This is a genomic window from Bdellovibrio sp. HAGR004, assembly GCF_055397015.1.
The window spans coordinates 2,009,387-2,029,861 of sequence record NZ_AP029176.1; the positions used below are offsets into that span (position 1 = coordinate 2,009,387).

General features: G+C 47.1%; 24 protein-coding genes. 7 read left to right on the plus strand and 17 right to left on the minus strand.

Features of this window, described 5'->3' with window-relative positions; translation table 11 throughout:
- Positions 1-2 precede the first annotated feature (2 nt).
- Together ACZ5ZV_RS10105 and ACZ5ZV_RS10110 are read right to left on the minus strand one after the other, a co-directional pair.
- The gene (locus ACZ5ZV_RS10105; protein WP_464121320.1) at positions 3-677 is read right to left on the minus strand and encodes a tetratricopeptide repeat protein; all 675 of its coding nucleotides are present in this window, start codon (positions 675-677) and stop codon (positions 3-5) included.
- Positions 678-718: 41 nt separating this feature from the next.
- Positions 719-1,429: a hypothetical protein gene (locus ACZ5ZV_RS10110; protein ID WP_464121409.1), complete on the minus strand. Its 711-nt coding sequence runs from the start codon at positions 1,427-1,429 to the stop codon at positions 719-721.
- Positions 1,430-1,607: 178 nt separating this feature from the next.
- Here ACZ5ZV_RS10110 and ACZ5ZV_RS10115 point away from each other — a divergent pair, with 178 nt between their 5' ends.
- On the plus strand, positions 1,608-1,880 hold the full coding sequence (locus ACZ5ZV_RS10115) for an HU family DNA-binding protein (RefSeq protein ID WP_464121321.1): 273 nt from the start codon (positions 1,608-1,610) through the stop codon (positions 1,878-1,880).
- On the opposite strand, the gene ACZ5ZV_RS10120 is transcribed toward ACZ5ZV_RS10115, so the two are convergent.
- Both ACZ5ZV_RS10120 and ACZ5ZV_RS10125 read right to left on the minus strand, forming a co-directional pair.
- Entirely contained in the window at positions 1,877-2,284 is a 408-nt protein-coding gene (locus tag ACZ5ZV_RS10120; RefSeq protein ID WP_464121322.1) for a DUF4339 domain-containing protein, read from the minus strand. The genes ACZ5ZV_RS10115 and ACZ5ZV_RS10120 overlap by 4 nt on opposite strands.
- The gene (locus tag ACZ5ZV_RS10125) at positions 2,281-3,912 is read right to left on the minus strand and encodes a ChaN family lipoprotein (RefSeq protein ID WP_464121323.1); all 1,632 of its coding nucleotides are present in this window, start codon (positions 3,910-3,912) and stop codon (positions 2,281-2,283) included. Before ACZ5ZV_RS10125 ends, ACZ5ZV_RS10120 begins: the two co-directional genes overlap by 4 nt.
- 81 nt (positions 3,913-3,993) lie before the next feature.
- On the opposite strand from ACZ5ZV_RS10125, the gene ACZ5ZV_RS10130 reads away from it, so the two are divergent.
- Positions 3,994-5,199: a vitamin K epoxide reductase/DsbA family protein gene (locus ACZ5ZV_RS10130; protein ID WP_464121324.1), complete on the plus strand. Its 1,206-nt coding sequence runs from the start codon at positions 3,994-3,996 to the stop codon at positions 5,197-5,199.
- A gap of 117 nt (positions 5,200-5,316) precedes the next feature.
- On the opposite strand, the gene ACZ5ZV_RS10135 is transcribed toward ACZ5ZV_RS10130, so the two are convergent.
- Positions 5,317-5,907 carry a hypothetical protein gene (locus ACZ5ZV_RS10135; protein ID WP_464121325.1) on the minus strand — a complete coding sequence of 197 codons (591 nt, stop codon included), beginning with the start codon at positions 5,905-5,907 and terminating at the stop codon, positions 5,317-5,319.
- Between the two features lie 142 nt (positions 5,908-6,049).
- Here ACZ5ZV_RS10135 and ACZ5ZV_RS10140 point away from each other — a divergent pair, with 142 nt between their 5' ends.
- Positions 6,050-7,183, plus strand: a complete 1,134-nt coding sequence (locus ACZ5ZV_RS10140) for a hypothetical protein (protein WP_464121326.1) — start codon at positions 6,050-6,052, stop codon at positions 7,181-7,183.
- On the opposite strand, the gene ACZ5ZV_RS10145 is transcribed toward ACZ5ZV_RS10140, so the two are convergent.
- On the minus strand, positions 7,180-7,506 hold the full coding sequence (locus ACZ5ZV_RS10145; RefSeq protein ID WP_464121327.1) for an STAS domain-containing protein: 327 nt from the start codon (positions 7,504-7,506) through the stop codon (positions 7,180-7,182). The two genes, ACZ5ZV_RS10140 and ACZ5ZV_RS10145, sit on opposite strands and share 4 nt — an antisense overlap.
- 123 nt (positions 7,507-7,629) lie before the next feature.
- Here ACZ5ZV_RS10145 and ACZ5ZV_RS10150 point away from each other — a divergent pair, with 123 nt between their 5' ends.
- Positions 7,630-10,038, plus strand: a complete 2,409-nt coding sequence (locus ACZ5ZV_RS10150) for an LPS-assembly protein LptD (RefSeq protein ID WP_464121328.1) — start codon at positions 7,630-7,632, stop codon at positions 10,036-10,038.
- A gap of 44 nt (positions 10,039-10,082) precedes the next feature.
- On the opposite strand, the gene ACZ5ZV_RS10155 is transcribed toward ACZ5ZV_RS10150, so the two are convergent.
- The 10 genes from ACZ5ZV_RS10155 to ffh form a co-directional block, all read right to left on the minus strand.
- On the minus strand, positions 10,083-10,421 hold the full coding sequence (locus tag ACZ5ZV_RS10155; protein WP_464121329.1) for a hypothetical protein: 339 nt from the start codon (positions 10,419-10,421) through the stop codon (positions 10,083-10,085).
- Positions 10,422-10,453: 32 nt separating this feature from the next.
- Positions 10,454-10,798: a YraN family protein gene (locus tag ACZ5ZV_RS10160; RefSeq protein WP_464121330.1), complete on the minus strand. Its 345-nt coding sequence runs from the start codon at positions 10,796-10,798 to the stop codon at positions 10,454-10,456.
- A gap of 16 nt (positions 10,799-10,814) precedes the next feature.
- Positions 10,815-11,441 carry a ribonuclease HII gene (locus tag ACZ5ZV_RS10165; RefSeq protein WP_464121331.1) on the minus strand — a complete coding sequence of 209 codons (627 nt, stop codon included), beginning with the start codon at positions 11,439-11,441 and terminating at the stop codon, positions 10,815-10,817.
- 139 nt (positions 11,442-11,580) lie between these two features.
- Positions 11,581-11,952 (minus strand): 50S ribosomal protein L19, encoded by a 372-nt coding sequence (gene rplS, locus ACZ5ZV_RS10170; protein ID WP_464121332.1) that lies wholly within the window; start codon positions 11,950-11,952, stop codon positions 11,581-11,583.
- Between the two features lie 50 nt (positions 11,953-12,002).
- On the minus strand, positions 12,003-12,587 hold the full coding sequence (locus ACZ5ZV_RS10175) for an RNA methyltransferase (protein WP_464121333.1): 585 nt from the start codon (positions 12,585-12,587) through the stop codon (positions 12,003-12,005).
- Positions 12,580-13,407, minus strand: coding sequence for a tRNA (guanosine(37)-N1)-methyltransferase TrmD (gene trmD, locus ACZ5ZV_RS10180; protein ID WP_464121334.1), 828 nt, complete (start codon positions 13,405-13,407; stop codon positions 12,580-12,582). The genes ACZ5ZV_RS10175 and trmD overlap by 8 nt, the downstream gene beginning before the upstream one ends.
- Positions 13,400-13,918, minus strand: a complete 519-nt coding sequence (gene rimM / locus ACZ5ZV_RS10185; RefSeq protein ID WP_464121335.1) for a ribosome maturation factor RimM — start codon at positions 13,916-13,918, stop codon at positions 13,400-13,402. Before rimM ends, trmD begins: the two co-directional genes overlap by 8 nt.
- Positions 13,919-14,059: 141 nt before the next feature.
- On the minus strand, positions 14,060-14,299 hold the full coding sequence (locus tag ACZ5ZV_RS10190) for a KH domain-containing protein (protein WP_038446499.1): 240 nt from the start codon (positions 14,297-14,299) through the stop codon (positions 14,060-14,062).
- Between the two features lie 62 nt (positions 14,300-14,361).
- Entirely contained in the window at positions 14,362-14,610 is a 249-nt protein-coding gene (gene rpsP / locus ACZ5ZV_RS10195; protein ID WP_262551976.1) for a 30S ribosomal protein S16, read from the minus strand.
- Between the two features lie 68 nt (positions 14,611-14,678).
- Entirely contained in the window at positions 14,679-16,010 is a 1,332-nt protein-coding gene (gene ffh, locus ACZ5ZV_RS10200) for a signal recognition particle protein (protein WP_464121336.1), read from the minus strand.
- 145 nt (positions 16,011-16,155) lie between these two features.
- Here ffh and ACZ5ZV_RS10205 point away from each other — a divergent pair, with 145 nt between their 5' ends.
- Positions 16,156-16,428: a hypothetical protein gene (locus ACZ5ZV_RS10205; RefSeq protein WP_464121337.1), complete on the plus strand. Its 273-nt coding sequence runs from the start codon at positions 16,156-16,158 to the stop codon at positions 16,426-16,428.
- A gap of 584 nt (positions 16,429-17,012) precedes the next feature.
- On the opposite strand, the gene ACZ5ZV_RS10210 is transcribed toward ACZ5ZV_RS10205, so the two are convergent.
- On the minus strand, positions 17,013-17,426 hold the full coding sequence (locus ACZ5ZV_RS10210) for a hypothetical protein (RefSeq protein WP_464121338.1): 414 nt from the start codon (positions 17,424-17,426) through the stop codon (positions 17,013-17,015).
- Positions 17,427-18,077: 651 nt separating this feature from the next.
- On the opposite strand from ACZ5ZV_RS10210, the gene istA reads away from it, so the two are divergent.
- Positions 18,078-19,694 carry an IS21 family transposase gene (gene istA / locus ACZ5ZV_RS10215; protein ID WP_464117241.1) on the plus strand — a complete coding sequence of 539 codons (1,617 nt, stop codon included), beginning with the start codon at positions 18,078-18,080 and terminating at the stop codon, positions 19,692-19,694.
- A 14-nt stretch (positions 19,695-19,708) separates the two neighbouring features.
- A complete protein-coding gene (gene istB / locus ACZ5ZV_RS10220; protein WP_464117240.1) occupies positions 19,709-20,458 on the plus strand; it encodes an IS21-like element helper ATPase IstB in 750 nt (249 codons plus the stop codon).
- The last annotated feature ends 17 nt before the right edge of the window (positions 20,459-20,475 follow it).

Here is a 20,475-nt window from a genome sequence, read left to right on the forward strand (position 1 = left end):
GACTATTCAATACTTTGCGCAAGCTTACGCGCCTGCTTCTTGAGGTTTTCGTTTTTGAAGTTTTTAGCGACTGTTTTATAGATCTCCGCGGCCTCTTCCGTCTGACTGTTCATCTCACTGATCTGCCCCATGCGCAGAAGAATAAAGCCTGTCAGATCGTGCTGTGGATACTGGGTCACCATCTCATCGATCTGCCCCAGACTGCTGCGATAGTCCTTTTTAAGGAAATAGCTTTCAGCGATAAAGAAACGCGCCTCTACATTGTGCTGAGACAATGGGTAGGTTTCGATCAGCTTATTAAATTCACGAATGGCGCGATCATACTCCTGACCATTAAAGTAACGCTTGCCCTTTTCATAAAGAGCTCCGGACAGATCCAGCGAATCCTCACTGGCCGGCGCACGAACAACGGCCGCCAGATTCTTAAGTTCATACTTTGCTTGAAGTGTTTTATCGTCCGGCAGCACCTGCGCCACCGTTTGCTGGAAATCCTTTAACTGGTAACTCAAAAGAGAGTTGTTAAATTTTTCCTTTTCCACCTGTTTCTGCAGATTTGCCAGGCGCATTTCATACTCTTCATGCCCATTGAAATGCCCAACAAGGACGGCGTATCCGCCCATCATCCCCACCGTCAGACACAAACAAAAAACAATGAATAAAGAGTTCTGATTTTTCATGTCTCACTTATCGGCAAAAACCGATAAGAATTGAGACTGTATTATTTTGAGACTGTCTTCTGGGCTTTGGTGTAGATTACTTCCGCGTCCAGATCCTTCCACTTCCCGTTATGCAACTGCTTCGGCGCAACTCGCCCCTTCATCAGGCGCAGTTGTTTGTCGGCATGTGAATACCACAAGTGAATAGGGTCCACCAGGGCCGCGATCACAAAACTTGTGGGCTTCATGCGCAACTCCATCCACTTTTCTCCGTCTTTTTCCATTTCACCGCGCTTTTGCAAGGTGAACCCGACGGTCTCCAGCCGATCCCACACGGCAAAGCGAACATCCAAGGCCTTCCCCTGACTTAACGGCTCCCAATTTTTTGCCACAAAAGCATTGAAATTAGAGGTGCTCAGAACGAATCCACTGACCTTTTCATCAGAAGTTTTTTTCTTACCCTTGCCTTCATATTCAAAATAGATCCGGCCATTTTCAACGCGGAAGCGACCCACTTCGCCCGTCTGATTCTGTTGAATTTCGTACCTTTGAATCTCGGCCTCTTTGACGTAACCTGTTTCGGTCACAGCCACTTTCCCTTCAAGATCCCGGTACTGTGCCAGCGTACTGAATGCGCCGACGTCAGTGGGCGTGACCGCAATGTCCAATGTAAAGAGTTTTTTCTGTTGATTGGATTTCAAATCATAAAGATTGGCATTCAATGTTTGCTGAGCAAAACCAAACACCGGAAATAATAACGCCACCAAAAGCATCACAGCCCCTCCTTAATGAAGGTCCATAGTATCCAACGAAACATCGCAAATTTAAAGGATGACACTTAACAGAACTCGTTTTACCGCATCACATCCTGGACCCGACTCACTCATTTCACTTGACCATTTTTTCAGCGAATCTTAGGTTAGCGGTCTTCGAGACAAGGATTGAAACGCAATGAATAAAGCTCAATTGGTGGAACTGGTCGCTGAAAAAACAAAGACAACCAAAACTCAATCCGAACAGATCCTTGATGCCACATTAGAGGCCATTCAAGAGGCCTTAAAAGACGGCGAAGAGGTCAAACTTGTGGGCTTTGGCACTTTCACCAAAACATCCCGCAAAGCTCGCCAGGGGAGAAATCCCAAAACCGGCGAAACCGTAAAAATTCCCAGTGCCTACATCCCAAAATTCAAACCGGGCAAAGACCTTAAGGACGCTCTGAACTAAATGAATTCAGGTCGATCCTGAATTTTACACCAGCCACTTAAGCCCGACTTCCAGACATGACTTTCCTGGGACACTCTTTGCTGCCTCACGAAGTCTTTGATGTCGCGAACCGAATAAGGCCCTTCTTGAACCAGACTCTTGCCATCCTCAGAGGGCACCAGCAGAACCCACTCTTTTTCATCCACGGCAACATCGCTTCCAGGAATGAATTTCTGAGCCGCAGGAAATAAGGTCTGCTCAAATACACCCCACTCACAGGCCGGCTTCCACTCCCCTGTTTTGTCATGACAGACCAAATCGTGAGGGCCGATCTCACCTTTGTAGATTCGCAGACGCATTTCCTCCAAAGACACCGGGCCTTGGGGTTTCAGATTTTTATTATAGAACCACGAGTCTTTATTCATAGCTTTTCCTTTTTACTCAGGAAGGGGGCTGGTAAGGACTCTATCACTTCCAGCACTTCATAATAGACAACATTGAAATGAGGACTCGCCAAAGGCTTCCTCAAAAAACTAACCAATGTGGCAGGATTTACCAGCTTCTTTCGGTAGCCACCAAACAAACGCTCTCCCATCATTCCCCCCAACAATGTGGCTGCCAAAACATAGCTCCACTTCTTTTTAGGGCGAGCCTGCAAGCGATGCCCCGGAACTCCGGTGATCACCATCAACTCATGCATCTTCTGCGCTAGAGCAAGCTGCAATGCCTCTTTTCCGATATCCGAGGGCCCCCGCACCGACAAGCTGGCTTTGATATCTGCCACCGTATCGGCTTTGCGCTTATGATTAATCATCTTGGAGCCAAAGTACGCCACAGCCTCTTTCCAGATCAGGCGCAGAAAATCAGACGGGACATCCACATAAAGTTGCTTTTCTCCACTGATCTGAGCATGCACAAAGTGCATTGCCAAAGATGCCGCGTGATTCACAGTTCCCCGCGCCAAATAAGCCGCTCCAATTTCTGGCAAATAAAAAGAACTTTCATCTGCGATCAGCATTTCAATCCAGCGCAGTTTTTTTGCATCATAGTGCTCTCTCACCTGGCTCCAAAAAGCACTGTCCCGGGCAGTGTAAACAGAAAGCCCCGAGGTGGAAACGGCAACACCCAGCTCATCAGCAATGATCTTCACATAACGCCCGACGTGATCGGTGTAATCCAAAAGATCATCATCCTCATCATCATCGTCGTCGTGCAACCCCAGATCATAGGTCTGTTCAAGATACATCAGATAGTTCTGCCACTTCACCCACGGTGGCACACTCATAAGACAGAAGATGTTGCGTGAAAGACGGACCAAGTCGGTTGAGGACTCCAGCTCCTTATTCAGAAGCTGGAAGTATATTTTTTCAGAGTTTTGAAACACCCGCAGTATCTTCTTTGCGAAGGCGGGCCCTAGAATCTTCACCACTTCTGCCGGAATATGTTCTGCGGCCAAATGCAGATCCCCATAGATCACAACCACCAAAGCCTCAGGGTGCGCCTTGACCAGATCAGCAATCTTTCTTCCCGCAAAAACATCCCGGGATTTCAAAGTGGCTGCGTTGCGTTTTTTGTAGCTGCGGTTAATACCACAAACTGGCACCTTATGTTTTTGCGCCCACCGCAACAAGGGACGATAGTGCTCCCAAGGAAACCCCCACTTGGACTGCCACTGAGTGGCCTTTAGAAAGTCCTTTTCCGACATCTTGCCAGACAGATAGCGATCTATCCTTTCCTGATCTGCCGCTTCAAAGAACTCTACAGCCAAAATAACTTTACGGTCCGTAGGCATATTCCGCAAAATGCGCGCCTGGGCCTTTTGCGATTGATGAAGGGCATGGAAATCCCCAATCATAACGACCTGGGATGCAGCCATTTGTTCCCAAAGGGCCTCTTTGGTTGAAACAGTCCATTTTTTGGAGAACTCTTTTTCGTAAACCTTATGATAACGCATCAACTCAGGGGTGTCCTGCCCCAAGCGATGGCGAACCTGCTTTTCCATTTGCAGGTAAAGGTCTTTTCTAATGCGAATCCATTTTTGTAGGTCGTTCAAGCTGTCTTCCTTGATAGCGCTGCAAAGATTTTTGCATAATTTCCATTGATTTCAAACACGAATCTAAGATTCAATGAAAGCATGAAAAACACAGCCAGCAAAAACACTTCCCTGCTTCTAGCTATGATCGTCACCCTGATCGGTGTCGGTGTGCACATTTACCTGACTCTTCATTACTATGACGTGAAGTTCGGCCTTTCTGGTGGCGAATCCTTCTGCAACATTAATGAAGTTCTAAACTGTGATGCCGTCAGTGCCAGCAAGTTCTCATCTCTGTTGGGTGTGCCTATTGCTCTTTGGGGAGTCATGACCAACCTGGTTCTGCTCTACTTCCTGGCGATCACACGCTTCAACTTAGTTGAGGACCAAGAACGCACGTCCCGCTATGCTCTTTTGCTTTCTGCCGGAACAGTTTTGGCCTCCATCGTAATGGGTATAATTTCCATCACTGCGATGAGCAACCTTTGCATCTTCTGCATTACCACTTACATCCTTTCCATCCTGGGTTTCATCTTTACGTGGATGGGAGCTCGCGATGTTTCTGCTGAAAATATCAGCAACGACATCAAAGATGTTTTCTCGACCGAAAAGTGGGTTCTGGGCTTTCTGATCGCGATCCCGGCCTTCGCCTTCCTGGCAAATATTATGTACCTTGAAAGCCATGGCCTGTCTGATATCGAAAAAATGGCCAAAGAACGCGTTGCCTACTGGCAGGTGGCGCCGCAGCAGAACTTCGACCTAACAACGGGCCTCAGCTTCCAAAAAGGCTCGGGCGAACCCGTGATGACAATTGTAGAGTTTGCCGATTTCCGCTGCTCTCACTGCAAACACGCCGCGCCGGTCTTACATAGTTTCGCTAAAAATCATCCAGATGTGCGCTTGATCTATAAGCCTTTCCCTCTGGATGGCACCTGCAATGAAGCCATCAAAGGTGGTGGTGATGGTATTTCCTGTGGACTGGCAGCAGCTGCATTGTGCTCTGAAAAGTTGGCACAAAAAGGCTGGGAGGCTCACGACCATATCTTTGAGAATCAGGATGAAATCATCCGCACTATGAATTTGGATAAAAATCTGGAATCCATTGCCACCAAAACGGGTATCAAACTGGATGATTTGAAAGCTTGCGTAAAAGGCACTGAAATTCCTGAAATCGTCAGAAAGAACGCCAAAGAAGGCGAAGTGGCTCAGATCCAGGGGACCCCAGCCATCTTCATCAATGGCAAAGTCCTTAACGGCGCCCAATCGATCCCAGTGCTGGAAGCCGCCTATAAAACTCTAAAAAAATAAACCAGGATTACCCAAGCACGCCGCAGTATTCATTTTTACAAGACGCAAGGAGAAAGGCGTACTAATAGGACGCCACCGACGCAGTAACGCAGCTAAAAATGAATATTCCGGTGTGCCCTAGAAGCCGATTGTTTCGGCCAAGAAGTTGGCCAACTTACCAAAAGCATCGTCGAAGACCAAAACGCTGGTCTTCGCCAGACCGTTGACGATATCCAGCCAGAATGCCAGAACGATCACTGCCAAACTGGCAAACCAGGCCGCTTTCACCACATATATTGTCGAACGAACATCCTGCACTCGCAGATCACTTTGGATTTTCTCAACAACCTTCAGAACATACTGCAATTCGCGGAAGTGTTCTTTAAACTTCTCCCGCAACTCCTGCTGTTTGGCCCGAGTCAGTGAGTTAATGCCCGGAAAGCTTCTTTTGGCTTTAATTGCGTAAATTAAATCGATGGAATGATTGATGAAACGTGTAATTTTGGATTTAAAATTGGGATATTCAGAAGGCTTTTCAAGGAAGTCTTTAAGTTCGTCGATGGCCTTGTCGTAGCGCTCATCTAAAACCCAGGTCAGAATGTTGTAGCGCAATGAGTCCGGCCGACCAAGATCAGCTTTATCCACGCTCATATCGAAGAAGGCACCTTCTTCCTTCTTCTTCACTTCTTCAACAAGGGCGGTAGAATCTTTAAGCGCTGGTACTGACATATCCTTTCTTTTCGGCAGTTTAGCTTCGATATTGAGCCCTTTTGTTAGTACCTTGGTCCAGTCTTAGTGGGTTGGTTTGACTAAAGTCGAATCATTCTGAGAAAATGGACGAAGGGCGACCTAGACTTCATGGAGGAGGGCTATGGAAACCGATTCTTTCCAGACCGCGAAATTGGGACATTTAGACTTTGACTCAACCCGGGATCAAAAATCTGTGGGTCAGATTCCTTTGCCTGACGAGATGCCTCGTCAGAATGATTTCAGTCATCTTCCCAAAGAGATCCTGAAATCTTCCACCGTTGAAAACTTAATCTCTCAGAATGAAGACCTGATGGCCCGTCTAAAAGTGACGTTGCGCCGCCTTTCATTGCTGGAAACGGAAAATCAACGTTTCAGCGAAGAGGCCAACAAAGCCCGCCTGTCCCAATCTTCTGTCGCAGATCAAATCCTGGTGTGGAAAGAAAAAGACAATATCTGGCGCCAGAAAGTTGATCAGCTCGAACGTGAAAAAGAGGTTCAAGGCGAAAAAGTGCGCGCCCTGACTGAAAAAGTCCGTAATATGACAACGGAACTGGCTCGCCATGCAAAGTACCATGAGCGCATCAAAACACAGGTGAAGCCTTACATCTCTCAGTTGAAAGAATATTCTCGCACTCAGGATCTGCGTCTGCAGGAACTTGAAAGCGATTACGCTCACAAAGAAGCTCTTCTGCGTGACCTTCGTCACCAGATCATCGAAGTGACAAAAAACTCCCGCTACCAAGTGGAAGCCTCCGAGAAAAAAGCTCAAGAGATGGTTCAGTTCTATGAAGAACAGATTGAACGCATGAATAAAGAGCTGGCGATGCTGCACCAAACTCAAGAAGAACTTGAAGTGAAGTCCATAAAGCTTCACGCGGCCCTGGAGCGACAGGACACATTGGAAAACGAAGTTGTGACACTTCGCCGCACCAAAGAGGAGATCAAGGATCGCCTGGAGAAAGAGATCGAACGCCAGCAAGAACGCATCAGCGAACTGTCCCGCCAAAATCAAAAGTTGGGGGTTGAACATGCAGACTTGCAGGTTCGTGTGATGGAGGATCAGGAAAAGATTCAGAAGCTTGAGAAAGACAATTATCAGGCCCAAGAACAACTCGAAAGCCTGCGTTACATGTGGACTGCCAAGAATGAGGAAAACGAAAAGCTCAAGGTTGCTGCGGCGGCTTTGGAGCGCCTGAACCTTGAGCTCAGTCAGAAACTAAACGAATTGCGCAAACAGGAAGGGCCTACTGCTTAAAAGCTTTGCAGAGCCCCTTCGATACTTTCATGCACTTCTAAACTTGAACATTCAGAAAAAGAGAAAAGGCGTTGAAAATCCGGGGTCAAACCCGCGATTTTCACGCTCATTTGTTTACCCATGTTCAAATCATTCAGCACACCGAAGAAAGACTGAATCCCGGAAGACCCCACAAAATGCAGGTTTTTCATACAAAACACGACTTTTCTGTCAGAAAAGTTTTGCAGGCAGGCTTTCTTAAAGGATTGTGTTTTTTCAATCTCAATACGACCACTCAAAGACACAACAGTGATATCACCGTCGAGCAGGAGTTTGACTTCCATGTGTAAACCTCTTGGATTAAGTTATGTGCCTTATCTTAACGGACAGAATTCATGACATTTTGAGTCCAAAAAGAGGCCAGTTTCACCTCGACAAAGGCCCTAAACCATCCCTAGAATACTTTGGTGCTTCATCGCTGGATCGTCTTGCTTTCATTCTTATTCCTGTCCCTGGTGACAGAGTCTCCCCTGTGGGCCGCAGAGCCTGCAGCGAAGATCCATGGCATTCTGATCAATGCCGATCACATGTTCCGTGACAACGAAAAGGAGTTGGTGGATCTGGAAGGCAACATTCAACTGGTCTATCAGGGACAGCACATCAAGGCCGACAAGGCCCGCGTCTCTTTAAGATCCCGCCAGGTGGAGCTTTACGGCAATGTGGAAATCATGGATGCCAAGAACACCATAGCCGGGGATCAGATCTTCCTGGATTACGAAAACAACACTGGCCTGATCTATAACGGCTATGTGCAGTCCGGCCCGGTCAGCTTCTCGGGTGAACTGCTGCAGAAAACCGGAGAATCCGAATTCATTGTCAGCTCAGCAGACTACACCGCCTGTACGAATTGCCCCGCCACCTGGAGTTTTTCGGGATCCACCATTCGCGCCGAGCTGGGGGGCTATGCATATATCAAGAATGCCGTGCTACGCCTTGGCCCGGTTCCGTTCTTCTGGTTGCCTTACCTGATCGTTCCGCTGAAGAGTGATCGTCAGTCCGGCCTGCTCACCCCTGGTTTTGAATTGTCCGACAAAGGGGGGATCGCCATCTCTCAACCCTACTTCTGGGCTATTTCTCGCAGCACAGATGCCACCATTGAACTCAAAGATTACACCAAGAGGGGTCTTAAAGGTTTGGTGGAATATCGCTATTTGCTGAGCGAAAACTCCAGCGGCACTTTGAACTTTGGAACGATCTTCGACAAGGCCTTTGCTGAAGATGACAGACTGAATCTGTATCGCACGCCGGATGAAAAAAACGATCCACTGGAACGCTGGTTTCTGCGCTATGATCACTATTATGAAATGCCTGATGGAATCGTTCACCGTGCCCAGTTGAATCTGGCCAGCGACCTGCAATACCCAAAGGACTTCCCGAACGAAACGATGAACCACGGCGACTCGGCCATGGAAAATCGCACCTCCTTCACGAAGAACACTCTGGATCAGCACTACAGCGTGGATACGTCCTATTATGTGAACATGCTTCAGGGAAATCCCCTGTCTGGCAATGACGATGCGGTTCACCGCATTCCTGAGCTGCGTTTTTCCCAGACACAGGAAAACATCGGTGACACGAACTTTATTTATTCAGTCAATGTGTCCTATGTGAACTTCACGCGCTCTGGCCAGGCTTATGACGACATGACCGAGCAGATGGTTGGCGGGAATAAACTTCGCTTCCCTAAAAACACCTGTAACGATCCCAAATGGCAGGACGACCCCACTTGCAGAAGAATCTATGATGGCTCTTTCGATCCGGCCGTGGATCAGATCCGCACCGGACAACGTCTGGACGTGATGCCGGCCCTTTATTATCCGATTAAGTTTGGTGATGGTCTGGATGTAATTCCGGTGATCAGCTATCGCGAAACCCATTACGGATTTAACGTTGATGAAGATCAATATCTTGCCCGTCGCTATGTTCGCACTGAGCTTGGAGCTCGCACGAATCTAAGCCGCATTTATGGCGACACCGTCAACTCGAAGGCCACCCGCTACAAGCACGAGATCATTCCAGAGGTTGTCTATTCGCGCCTGCCATGGGTGTCCCAGGACGACAGCCCATTCTTCGGAACTGGATCCATTTCAGATGCGCCGTACACGGCTCGTGACAGTATCACCGATCTGGATATTGCCAGCGATTATGGCGTGCAGTTTGACTACTATGATCGCGTCTATGACCGCAACCTTGTGACCCTGGCTTTGATTAACAAAATCACGGAAAAACGCTGGATTGGTGATCGCCCTGAATACCGTCAGGTGGGCTATTTAAAGCTGGCTCAATCGTATGACGGCACCCAGGAAAACAAAGTGGGCGTCAAAGAGCCCTGGTCGGATGTGACGGCCACTTTGGACGTGCGCCTGGATCGCTTCCAGACCTACTCCATCTTCAATTACTTCCCCTATCAGAACGTGACCAATGCCTCTTCACGCGTGCGCTTGCTGAACGATATGGGTCAATTCTTCCAGGTGCAGTTAACCCGTCAGTACAAGATCACTCCGGGTCAAGCCGTCAACACCAGCGATCGCCAGGAAGATTACACTTTCTCTGCGGGCTTCACCTCGCGCTTCATCAACTTGATGGGGAAATTCGTTTATGACGCCAACTGGGCCGAGTCCACCACACAGGACAAGGTGAAGTCCTGGGCCTATATTGCCCAATTCAAACCGCCGGGCGATTGCATGATGATCACCTTCATCCATGATCAGGTCACAGGTGGTGACACTAACTTCAAACTGAACTTTGAGTTTACGTTTGACGGAAATCCGAAACCAGCTCTGCCACCAGAGGCTTTGGATTCTTACGGCTTCTAATTCTGTGTTAATCCAATTCCGCTTCGCTCAGGGCCTAATATTTTTTAGAAATCAAAGAGGGTCTTGGTGACACGAACCCCATCAATCTGCCCTTTTTCAAAAGTCGGCATGATCGCGAAGTCCGGTTGCTGATAGGATGCAGGTTGCTTGTTCATGGTGTAAAGACCGTATCCAATCCCGGCATACAGTCCCAAAGAAGCCCCGCGCGCCACATTGTTCCAGCTTCCACTGGGCTTGTCTTCAAAGGCCAAACTGACCACTCCCAGAGCAGCTCCGCCGACGACTCCCCAACCGCAGGTTGCCAGAAAGTTTCGCAAGGACTGCGCTTCGGCACTTTGAGTTTGCATCATCACCAGGATCAAGACGGTCAGGATTTTCTTCATACCCCATTGTCCCCTGAACACGGCAGTTTGAGTCAACCACTGATGTCCTCAAAGACCGTGATCTCCCCTTCTTTTGTGACAAAGGCCCAGTGAATCTCCACCAACACATCCCAACGGGCTGCCAAAAACTGCATCGCCCGCAAAAGACGCGCTTTCTGCTTTTGTGAAACTCGAAATGGCTGAAAGTCCATCAGGTTCGTCGTTTTTACTTCGACCATTAGAAGATGCCCCTGGGGAGCGCGAAAAAGCAGATCCACTTCAGCAAAAGGTGTTTTCACCCTCTGCCCAAGCAAATGAAAATGCTTAAGCTGATAGTGTTTTACAACGTGATTTTCAGAAAGCAGTCCGCGCTCATGCGCCCAATACGGGGCACACACCTGCGACGATGAGGATTTAGCGGACGTATTCTTTGACGCCGGCAAAGGAGCGGCGGTGGACAACGCACGGTCCGTGCGTGATGATACTTTGTTTGTGGATTGGCGTGGAGTAGCCTTTGTGAACTTCGAATCCATAGTGCGGATACTGCGCCCCCAGATCTTTCATCAATCGATCACGAGTCACTTTAGCCACAATGGAGGCTGCAGAAATCGGCGCCACACGCAGATCCCCTTTTACAACCGTGGTCTGTTCGAATCCGCGCAGATTTGGAATTTTCTTATTTCCATCCACCAGCACATGACCACTCTTAACACCCAGCTTTTCAACCGCTCGCTTCATCGCCAGCAGTGAGGCGTTAAGAATATTCAACTCGTCGATTTCCTCCACCGTTGCGAAACCGATGCCCACATGGTGTTCCTGCAAAATCAACTCCGCCATTTCATCGCGACGTTTTTCGGATATCAGCTTCGAGTCCGTCACCAGATCACTGAGCGCCTCTGACTTGAAGATCACTGCCGCCGCATAAACCGGCCCCGCCAAACAACCACGACCCACCTCGTCCACACCAATAATGGGAGCCGGGGAAAATTCGCGCCATTCGATTTTAGGGAATTCGATTTTTTCTTTTTTAGCTTTAGCCAAGCGGTGCCTCGATGTAAGGCCGAGATCATATAGAGAAAGATCCAAAAAGGTCACTGAGATTAAACTGCGTCAGAAACTAAAAAACCCGGAGTTGTTGAACTCCAGGTTTTCTATTTTTAAAGCTTTTGCAATCGCTGAACTAGTCTGCTTTTACAGTAACCAATTCAGATTCGATTTTCGCTGCTTTACCTTTAAGATCACGAAGGTAGTAAAGTCTTGAACGACGTACTTTACCCATGTTTACGATCTCAACTTTATCGATAGCTGGAGATGCAAACGGGAAAGTTCTTTCAACACCAACACCCGCAGACATTTTACGAACTGTGAAGGACTTGCCTGCACCAGATCCTTGGATCTTAGTTACGATACCTTTGTAAAGCTGAACACGCTCTTTCTCACCCTCTTTTACTTTAACGAATACGTTAACAGTGTCACCAGAGTTGAAGGATTGGATGTTTTTATTAGCAGCTTTAACACTAACGCGACGAACGAGGTTTGTTTCTTTAGCCATTGCTTAAAATCCTTATAGCAGTCAATTTTCACAAAAAGTAAAACAAGGGTCTACCATGGACCCATGACACGGTCAAGACAGATACTTACGGCAGATCTTACGGAAAGATGCCGATAATCTTTGGGGGGAGCACCCCTAATGCTCTCCAGAACCCCTGAACAGGATCTGATGAGGTCTTCTGTCAAACCGAAGCCCGTACCAAATAGCATAAAAACTGGCTTTTTGGCCACATGCATTTCATTACGCAGATCAGCAAAACTATACTTATGCTTCGCCCACTCTGTACGGGCCGTGGTGGCGATCGTCAATGCCTCTGGGACGTTCCAATCAGCCATAGCCTGCTCTACGCTCTCAACCGCCATAACGTTGCCTAGAGCGGTCTTTCTCATGGGGTTGAACTTCGCCCCCTGCCCCGTGCGCCAGTGATCCAGAACCCGGTCTACGAACATGAGCTGCTCTTTCATGGGATGGATGATGTAATATTTTTCCACCCCATAAACCGTGGCCGCTCTGGCGATGTCGTGAATATCGAAATTGGTGATGTTCGTCGCCACGGTTTTTTGCAGACGATCCCGGACTGGATAGTGAACCAGACCAATCGCCAGACGAGGCACGTAAGGTGTTTCTTCAGTCATGGAAGTCTTCCTCATTCAACCCCTGCAGCCCCAAAACTTTGCGATCTTGCAGGGACATTTGCTGCCAGAACTTCAAGAGTTCCTTCAATGGCTCGGCAGTCTTCTTTTTTTTCAGGGCGTGATACTTCTCACGCTCCACTTTAATATATTCTTTAAATAAATCCGGTCGCTTTTTTAAAGTGACCAAGGCCGAAACCTTTTCTTTCCATTCCACGATCAACTTATGGTTTCCACTCAGCAAAACCTCAGGCACTTCCTGATCCAGATACTGACGAGGCCGGGTGTAGTTGGGATGTTCAAGCAGTCCTTGAGAAAAGCTATCCTGATCCGCAGAGTCTGCATGACCTAATACACCCGGAATAAATCTGGAAAGCGCATCAATCACGACCAGCGCGCCCAGCTCCCCACCGGAAAGCACGTAATCTCCGATGGAGATTTCCTCATCCACATAGGTGTTGATGATTCTTTGGTCGATCCCACCATAGCGCCCACAGATCAAAACCAGATGCTCTGCCTGGGACAGCTGTCGGGCCTTTTCGTCGGTTAGCACCGAACCTTGAGGGGAAAGATAGATGACTTTGGAAGTATTATGTTTCACCTTAAGAAGGCTTTTTTCCAAAGTTTCCGAAAGCATGATCATGCCGTCACCGCCCCCGAAAGGGCGATCATCAACAGTCTTATGCTTGTCCGTGGCAAATTCGCGCGGCGTGTGCGCATGAACAGAGAGCAGATCACCCTTTAAAGCCTGACCCAAAACACCGTGAGACACGGCGTTTTCAATCATCTCAGGAAAAAGAGTGATCACGTCTATCTTAAGCATTTTCCAGATCAAGCAGACCTTCTGGAAGGTCCATCACCACAGCCTGGTGCTTGAAATCAATCTTCTTAATGAACTGATCCACGAACGGAATTTCAGCTTGCTTGCCCGTGGTCGTCTCAACAACCAAAAGATCCTGAACGCCGTTAGAGGAGAAACCAACGATCTCTCCCAACACAGTCTGCTCTGGGTTCTTCAATTTGAAGTTTTTGATTTCTTCCAGATAAATGGTTTCTCCAGGCTTGGACACCAAAAGTTCATCGTCGATATAGAACTCCATGTGCTCCAGCCCCTCTGCCATAGTGCGATCTGCAACTTCGCCGGCTTTCACGATCAGACCTTTTTTAAAAGGCTTGGTGCGCTCGACCGTGAAGGATTTGATCTCATCAGAATCTTTTGCCTTCAACCCGAAGGACTTCATACGCTTTGCCCAGGAAATATCACCCGAAAAAACTAAAACATAAAGATCACCTTTAAGTCCGTGAGCTTCGCGAATCTTACCTACTAACTTCATTTTCCGTCTCCGTATCATACTGGGAAGACGCGCCGTCTTCCCTGATGCCGCTTCTTATTCACCGGCATCGCAAAAAAGAAAGGGGTTACCGTATTGGCAACCCCTTCCTTGAGAATTATCTCTAAATTTTATCGAGCTAAATTATTCAACGATATCCAAGTGATAACGTTTGTTCAGCTTTGTACCAGCCGCGCGGATGATGGTTCTCATTGCCGCAGCAGTTTTACCTTGCTTACCAATCACTTTACCAAGGTCTTCTTTATCAACCTTTAAAGCAAGAAGTGTGGTTTGCTGCCCAGGGATTTCATCAACTTCGACATTTTCTGGCTTGTCCACTAGGGATTTTGCCATGAACTCAACGAGGTCTTTCAAGCTATCCATATTTACCCCCACAGATAGTACCTATCTGGTAGTTTAACAAAACCAAATAGGAAGCCAACAACTTATTTAGCTTGAGCCAATTTGATCACGTGTTTTACGCGATCTGTAGGTTGAGCACCTTTTTTGATCCACTCTTCAACTTTAGCCAGATCAAGTTCAACCTTTTTGTCGTTACCTTTTGGAGAAGGAATGTAAGTTCCAAGGATATCAAGGAATTTACCAGTCACATAACGACGAGAATCCGCTACAGTTACGCGGTATTTAGGATCATGCTTAGCGCCCATACGAGCCAAACGAATTACAACTGCCATTTCTAAACCTCATGTATCAAAAACAGTAAGTCCAAGTTTGTACTTGGTTCATGGTTAAATATCAAGCCCTAAAATGGAAACTTCATTCCGCCTCGACCCATACCCATTTTCATCAGCCCGCCCATCATCTTTTTAGCGTCCTCAAACTGCTTTATCAGCTTGTTCACGTCTTGAACCTGAGTTCCGCTCCCTTGAGCGATCCTCATGCGACGCGACGCATTTAAAATCTTATGGTTCTGCCGTTCCTGGATAGTCATCGAGCGAATGATCGCCTCAATTTTCTTCATTTCTGCATCCGGAGGGGTCATGTTTTTAAGCTGTTTGCTCAACTCCCCCATGCCCGGTAAAAATTTCAAAATACTTTCAAAGCCGCCCATTTTTTTGAGCTGCTGGATCTGAGTCAGGAAGTCTTCAAGGGTGAACTCGTTTTTCATCAGCTTTTTGGCTGAATCACGAGCCGCCTTTTCATCGATCACTTCCTGCGCTTTCTCGACCAAAGAAAGCACATCCCCCATATCCAAAATACGTCCTGCAAGACGATCCGGATGGAAGACTTCCAAGGCAGAGACTTTTTCACCCACACCGAGGAACTTAATAGGAATCCCTGTCACTTCACGAATGGACAAAGCCGCCCCACCGCGCGCATCCCCGTCCACCTTGGTCAACACAAGGCCCGTCAGGTTTAAACGTTTGTGGAAGCCCTCAGCAACATTCACGGACTGCTGACCTAGCATCGCGTCTGCCACCAGAAGAATTTCCTGCGGCGTCCAGATTTCTTTCAGACGGCCCAGCTCACCCATCAGGTCTTCATCAATTTGCAGACGACCTGCGGTATCGACAATGACCACTTCGACCATGTTATCGCGAGCCCATTGTTTGGCTTTTTCCAGAATTTCTTCCGGCTTCATGCCCACTTGGGTGGGGAACGTTGGAATGTTGTTTTGCTTACCCAAAGTCTGCAACTGATCAATCGCCGCAGGACGATAGATATCCGCCGGAACCAGACCCGGTTTTTTGTTCAGCTTCTGGCGAATATAAAGAGACAACTTCGCAGCCGACGTGGTTTTACCCGCCCCCTGCAAGCCCACCAGAAAGATCACACTTGGGTTTTCACGCACGTTGATTTCAACCGCGCCGCCGCCCAGAACGTTCACCAGTTCATCGTGAACGATCTTAACGAACATTTGCCCCGGATTGACGTTCGTCAGAACATCCTGACCCAGAGCTTTTTCTTTTACTTTGTCGATGAAGATTTTTACGACCTTGAAGTTCACGTCGGCTTCAAGAAGACTCAGACGGATTTCCTTGATCACTTCCTCAATATTGGCCTCGCTGATCTTGTGCTGACCGCGGACCTTCTTAAGGCTTGTCATGATTTTATCTGATAAATTCTCAAACATGTGAAACTCCTGAAGGATCTTTCTTTACCCCATCCCCACCGGAATGACAAAGAGGCAGGGACTGAGAATAATATACTCCGGCAGCGCGTCAAGCCATTCTTTCTCAACAGTTTCCCGGTATGAGGACTCACAAAGGGGCACTTTTATGAAAAAATTTGTACTTGTTTCTGTACTAGGGGCTGCGACTGTTGCAACTGCGCAGACAGGACTAAGAACGTCTCACTCCACCACAATGGAAGGCCTGAGAGACGCGCGCAAACAAATGGAAGTCCAAACTGAAAATACAATTCTGGAAAAAATCGAAGCTCAACGCCTGGAAGACGAAAGAAAACGCTACAAGGAATTTGATTCCCTGAACTTCAGCGTGGTGAACGACGGAACGCAAACTTCCGCGAATCCAGCGCCGACTTCTTTCTAAGATTGGAAGCCTCTATCTCTGTGGTAGAGGCTTCTCTCGATCTACCTGAACTGATAGAGATGCTGGGCAGACGCACTTTGATTGTTCGCGTAAAGACCCGATGTCGCTTTTAGCCAATTTTTCTGGCACGATTTCTTATGTAATCTTTCTCGCGGCAAACTTTTTCAGGATCAAACCTAAAATAAGCCCTATGAGTCCCCCACCTATCACGAAGAAAAAAACTCCATCGTAAGATTTTCGTAAATAGTTTTAGATCCAACGATTGCTCCGCATATGAGTCCAAAAACCGTCCACAAAACAACTCTCAACATGACTATTTTCCTGTCTCAAATAAATTTAGCCACCAATCGGCCGTTCTCAACCATTTTTCCCGTTCTTAGTTACAATTCAAAGTGGGTCTTTTGGTGCCATCGTCATCCAAAACACTATCAAATGAATAATTAAAAGACCGGCTATTATTCCAAATCCTATTTTTAATATTTTTGTCTGTTTACGAAAATGTAAGTACAGAAATCCTGCTATCGACAACACCAAAAGAGCAAAATATATGACCGGATTAGACAATAGAAGGACATTTAACCAGATCATTTACAACCTCCTTGGATCGCAAAGGCAGCACCATAACAGTTCTTATTTTTTCCCAACGGAATGGTCTGATAATTAGGCGGGTTTTTTGACATATTCTGAGCTCTTTCTAAAATTTGCTTATCTTCAGCCGGAGTAGATGGGCAGTTGCCTAGTGATCCGCGTTTTTTGCCACCATATGAACTATCAATATCAAGAACTCCAGGTTTTACAGTAAACGGCCAAGACGGTGTTCCGTTCGGATAAAAATCAATATAGCTTGATCCGGTTGATGAACTAGGATCGTCAACTCGAAGGACTGCATGGCCACTATCATAAATTTCTATTTCGCTGTCGAGTCCAGTCGGATCAATTCTGTTAATTGGATCGTTGGCCGTGTACCCAAACAGATTCGTATCCCCACCCCCAAACAAAACTACCGAGATTGATTATACGGCAAAATACGATATACCGGATAGACCTCAACCACGCAGAAAATACACAGCAGGAGCTAAAGAAGTTCTTTCAATTAGGGCACCGAAGAGTCTGAAGAAAAGACTTTCGGATATTGCAAAGGTCAAGGGTTATAGCCTTGCTGAGTTGATGGAAGTAGCTCTTGACCAATTTTGCCAGTATGCGGATAAAGAGAAATAGGTTTCCAGATGTTTCCATGGAAACGAAAATGATATTTTGAGGTTATCCATACTAAGCGTGCAGGTGTCTTTTTTTGAATTTCGGGCGAAACGTCTTTCACCCATTTTTGAAGCTTCAAAAGAAAATTATCTTAAAAATTATAGGGACAGGTCTTTTCGACATCTTTAGCGGCTATCCTTCCGTAAAGGTCCACAGTCATCTCAAGCCAGCGATGGCCTAACAAAGCCTGAGATGCTTGATGTTTCTGTCCAATCCCACGTAGTTTGACCGGTTTCAAGGGGGGCAAATCCCACGTAAGTGGACCGGCTTTGGGGGAAGTAAATCCCACCTAATTTGACCGGGCAATTGCTTACGTTTTCAGCACATTTTCTCCATCTGATCCCATGCGCTAAGCTGCTGGTTTAACAACCAGACTACAGCAAGGAATACGCATGCGGAAACTCAGAAAAAAGGACTTGGAGAAAATCACAGTGGACCGAAAAATCGTCGAAGGCCTTCGCGAAGGACACTCACTCACCGCACTGACTAAATCAACTGGTAAAGGCAAAGGTTACGTCATAAAAATCCGCGACCAGGCGATAGAGCATGGCTATGTAGCCGTCGCAAACCCAGAGAAGAAAATCTACTGCAAAACCTCAAAAGAAATCCCACCTTACCCAGAGGCGCTGTTTCCGCTGCGCGATGGTCGCAGCGAGAAGGCCATTGAAACGGATGCCATCTTAGATCCCAAGCGCGAATGGATCAAGGAGCGCATTGAACTTGGCTGGAGTCCGCAAAGTATTTTTGAAGAGCTTCCGCTCTCTGTCCCGCGATCTAACTTCTACCGCTACATTCACCGCCACAAACTTATGCGATCCGCACCTGCGCGCAATGTGATGGAGCTTGTTCACTCACCGGGGGAATGTCTGCAGGTGGACTGGGGAAAGCTCTTTGACGTCGTCGATCCTGTCACAAAAAAGAAAAAAACAATTTGGATTTTCGTTGGCGTTCTTGGGCATTCTCGTTACGAGATGGCCCGAGTTGTAGAGAAACTCGACTTTGAAACAACTGCCGAAGTTTTAATAAGCATGTTTGAGGAACTTGGCGGAGTCCCTCGTAAAGTGACTTCTGATAATCCCAAAGTCTTTGTTCATGAGGCATCAAAGCACGAGCCGACGTTGAACCCGGCCTTTGAAAGACTGGCCTCGCACTACGGGTTCGTTGTCGAGGCATTGCCGCCTTATTCTCCAGAGAAAAAAGGCAAAGTGGAGCGAATGGTTCCAATGAAGCGTCGCCTTTTTGAATCCTACGATAAGTCCCAATATTCACTGAGCGGCGCACAGTCACACATGAATAAAAAGATGAGTATCGCCAATGAGAGAAAGCACGGGACTCACCTACAAAAACCTTTGGATGTGTTTCTTAACGATGAAGCCTCGTTGTTAAAGCCTCTTCCTTTATTACGCTACGAAGTGGAAACCATCACTCGCTCAACAGTGAGGTCTGATGGTTATGTTCGCTTTGCAAACAAGTACTACCGAGTAGACACAAGACTCAAAGGCGAAATAGCTTTGGTGATTGGTAATTCAGTTCAAGTAAGTATCTACTGCAACGGTCGACTGTTAGAAGTTTACGAGCGCATCCAAGATAAATTCACAAGTAAAGCCTGTAAAGATCATTACAAGGAGTCTTGGGAGAAGACTCTTCAAGATCATGGTCACTATCTGAAGCAAGCAAAAATTATCGGCGTCAATGTTGAGCGCTTTGTAGGAATTATTTTGGCTCGAGGCGAAGGTTTTGTTGATACACGCAGCGTATGGGGTCTTCTGACGCTGAACAAGAAGTACAGCAATGCCGACATCGACAAGGCCTGCCTTTCAGCGCTGGAGTTATCACAGGTAAATTTAAAAACAGTTCATCAACTATTGAATATTATGGCAAAGCCAAAACCCAAAGCTCCTCGTCATGAGGAGGTTTTATCCGCGCAGACGGTGGGAGGTAAGTTTGCGCGCGACATGAGTGAGTATAAAAACCATTTACGTCTGGTTCATAGCAACCAGGCCCACTGAAAGGAAAGACAGTTATGACAATAGATGTGATACGCGATCAGTTAAAGCAGTTACGAATGCCCGCGGCATCCGCAGAGATCGAGGGTTTAGTTCAAAAAGGAAAACGCAGCCAGGATCTTAAGTGGCTCAGTGAGCTTCTATCCACGGAATTAGATGCAAGGGCAGATAACGCCGTAGAAAAAAGGATTAAGAAAGCGGAGTTCCCAGAGCGAAGAAGCTTTGAGCAGTTCAATTGGGATTTCAATAAAAAACTCCCGCGCGAAAAAATCGAGGATCTGAAAGATTTAAAGTTTATCGAGAACAACGAAATTGCATTGTTTTTGGGAAGTCCCGGCACGGGCAAGAGTCATCTTGCGATTGCTCTTGGGATGAGCGCTGCGCAGGCTGGTCACAGTGTTTTTTGTACGAGTGTAAAAAGACTTGGGACAAAGATCCGTAAAGCGCGCGAGAACAATAAGCTCGATGTTTTATTCAAACAAATTCTAACATCAAAGCTATGGATCTTGGATGACTGGGGCGTCGTAACAATGCCACGAGACGTGAGTGAGGAGATCTTCGATTTATTTGATCGACGCAAGCACAATTCGGCTATGATCTTAACCAGCAACCGCGACGTTGAAGAATGGCCACAAGTTTTTACCGATCCGATCCTGGCAAGTGCTGCCATCGACAGGATGTTCGAGAATGCCCATATTTGCATTTTTGAAGGCCCCAGTCACCGCATGAAGGGACGAATAACTTTCAACGATATTGACAGCGAGTAGAAAGACCAATAAACCCT

What these genes read in the sequence shown, in the direction of transcription:
- rplS (WP_464121332.1), bottom strand. Translation starts at nt 11,952, where the DNA reads ATGGCTAAAGAAACAAACCTCGTTCGTCGCGTTAGTGTTAAAGCTGCT.
- ACZ5ZV_RS10135 (WP_464121325.1), bottom strand. Translation starts at nt 5,907, where the DNA reads ATGTCAGTACCAGCGCTTAAAGATTCTACCGCCCTTGTTGAAGAAGTG.
- ACZ5ZV_RS10110 (WP_464121409.1), bottom strand. Translation starts at nt 1,429, where the DNA reads ATGCTTTTGGTGGCGTTATTATTTCCGGTGTTTGGTTTTGCTCAGCAA.
- trmD (WP_464121334.1), bottom strand. Translation starts at nt 13,407, where the DNA reads ATGCTTAAGATAGACGTGATCACTCTTTTTCCTGAGATGATTGAAAAC.
- rimM (WP_464121335.1), bottom strand. Translation starts at nt 13,918, where the DNA reads ATGAAGTTAGTAGGTAAGATTCGCGAAGCTCACGGACTTAAAGGTGAT.
- rpsP (WP_262551976.1), bottom strand. Translation starts at nt 14,610, where the DNA reads ATGGCAGTTGTAATTCGTTTGGCTCGTATGGGCGCTAAGCATGATCCT.
- ACZ5ZV_RS10190 (WP_038446499.1), bottom strand. Translation starts at nt 14,299, where the DNA reads ATGGATAGCTTGAAAGACCTCGTTGAGTTCATGGCAAAATCCCTAGTG.
- ACZ5ZV_RS10175 (WP_464121333.1), bottom strand. Translation starts at nt 12,587, where the DNA reads ATGACTGAAGAAACACCTTACGTGCCTCGTCTGGCGATTGGTCTGGTT.
- ffh (WP_464121336.1), bottom strand. Translation starts at nt 16,010, where the DNA reads ATGTTTGAGAATTTATCAGATAAAATCATGACAAGCCTTAAGAAGGTC.
- ACZ5ZV_RS10140 (WP_464121326.1), top strand. Translation starts at nt 6,050, where the DNA reads ATGGAAACCGATTCTTTCCAGACCGCGAAATTGGGACATTTAGACTTT.
- ACZ5ZV_RS10155 (WP_464121329.1), bottom strand. Translation starts at nt 10,421, where the DNA reads ATGAAGAAAATCCTGACCGTCTTGATCCTGGTGATGATGCAAACTCAA.
- ACZ5ZV_RS10120 (WP_464121322.1), bottom strand. Translation starts at nt 2,284, where the DNA reads ATGAATAAAGACTCGTGGTTCTATAATAAAAATCTGAAACCCCAAGGC.
- ACZ5ZV_RS10205 (WP_464121337.1), top strand. Translation starts at nt 16,156, where the DNA reads ATGAAAAAATTTGTACTTGTTTCTGTACTAGGGGCTGCGACTGTTGCA.
- istB (WP_464117240.1), top strand. Translation starts at nt 19,709, where the DNA reads ATGACAATAGATGTGATACGCGATCAGTTAAAGCAGTTACGAATGCCC.
- ACZ5ZV_RS10115 (WP_464121321.1), top strand. Translation starts at nt 1,608, where the DNA reads ATGAATAAAGCTCAATTGGTGGAACTGGTCGCTGAAAAAACAAAGACA.
- ACZ5ZV_RS10105 (WP_464121320.1), bottom strand. Translation starts at nt 677, where the DNA reads ATGAAAAATCAGAACTCTTTATTCATTGTTTTTTGTTTGTGTCTGACG.
- ACZ5ZV_RS10130 (WP_464121324.1), top strand. Translation starts at nt 3,994, where the DNA reads ATGAAAAACACAGCCAGCAAAAACACTTCCCTGCTTCTAGCTATGATC.
- ACZ5ZV_RS10145 (WP_464121327.1), bottom strand. Translation starts at nt 7,506, where the DNA reads ATGGAAGTCAAACTCCTGCTCGACGGTGATATCACTGTTGTGTCTTTG.
- istA (WP_464117241.1), top strand. Translation starts at nt 18,078, where the DNA reads ATGCGGAAACTCAGAAAAAAGGACTTGGAGAAAATCACAGTGGACCGA.